This window comes from Aquimarina megaterium XH134 (assembly GCF_000520975.1).
Taxonomy (GTDB): domain Bacteria; phylum Bacteroidota; class Bacteroidia; order Flavobacteriales; family Flavobacteriaceae; genus Aquimarina; species Aquimarina megaterium.
Genome location: NZ_JACB01000134.1, coordinates 1 through 719, shown reverse-complemented (window position 1 = coordinate 719; position 719 = coordinate 1). Strand labels below are relative to the sequence as shown.

Annotated in this window: 1 protein-coding gene; it reads right to left on the bottom strand. The window is 34.9% G+C overall.

Annotated features, from left to right (window positions below):
• The coding region (locus tag Z053_RS0127420) for a basic secretory protein-like protein (protein WP_025668164.1) at positions 1-719 on the bottom strand (719 nt) is incomplete at both ends.

Sequence of the window (719 nt, the reverse complement as noted above, 5' to 3'; positions counted from 1 at the left end):
TAATCACCGTCGTAATCAAGAGTGTTACCATTATTGATATAGTTTTTGTATTCATTCCATACCGTTTCTACACCTTTTCCAAGGATATCTTTAAAAGCATTATCAAAAGACCATGAGTTTCCTAAGTCTTTTGCAGCTTTATTAAATTTATAAATAAAATTCTTGTCATATTTTTGAGTAACATACTGTAGGAAAAAGCCTGTTGTAGTATATCCACCCAGCCATTTTCTGGAATTATTTACATCTGGGTTTCTGGTTTGATGAAACCCTGCATATATCCTTACCCCATCTGCTATACCTTCTGTATAAGCCCAAAAAGGAGAAGACCCATCATATGTTCCTCCTGTAGTAGGGGAGTAATTATAGCCATGAGTTACTTCGTGAAATAGAATTCCATCGATTTCATCTTTTATAACCTGTGAATTGTTACCCGAATCTCTATAGATTTTTGCCAGATGTTGTGTGCTCACTTCTATGGTCATTTGATCACCATCTCCAAATTTATGAGCTACAAAATCTTCATTTTTCAAGTTGAATTTTAACAACCTAAATTTGGGAGCATCAGCAGAATTACGATACAAGATTTTAGCTACATCCAGGCAACGTTGTTTCATGTAGTTTTCTGCATTAGGGATCACCTGGTTAAATATTTGTGATCCGACAGTTGATCCATCAAAATCTCTAAATTCTACTCTTGGAGTAAGAAAATCATTCCCCCA